The organism is Veillonella sp. ZSJB6, assembly GCF_051549505.1.
Lineage (GTDB): Bacteria > Bacillota > Negativicutes > Veillonellales > Veillonellaceae > Veillonella.
Map to the genome: position 1 here is coordinate 1 of NZ_JBPUGE010000168.1, position 240 is coordinate 240.

The following is a 240-nucleotide window of genomic DNA, read 5'->3' on the forward strand; positions in this document are numbered from 1 at the left end:
GCCGTTCTTATGGTGTTGGATAATCGTCCCGGCCGAGCTGAACGCTTCATCATCAGGATGCGGAAAAATAACGAGTAACGGTCCATTCATTGGCTTTCCACCTCCGAGGCTCCTTGTGGGAGCGGTTTGATATCTAAGTGTAAGGCGCAGGCGAGGCGACCGAGCCGGTCATGACCGGCGAGCAGGAGCTGGTCCCCATGCTGTTCGTAATCGGTCAATCCTTCGACGTAAAGCCAACCG

General features: G+C 55.4%; 1 protein-coding gene. It reads right to left on the reverse strand.

Annotated features, from left to right (window positions below; translation table 11 throughout):
- Positions 1-86: 86 nt before the first annotated feature.
- A partial coding sequence (locus ACSV5T_RS10305) for a DUF1806 family protein (protein ID WP_438321085.1) occupies positions 87-240 on the reverse strand: 154 nt, incomplete at its 5' end.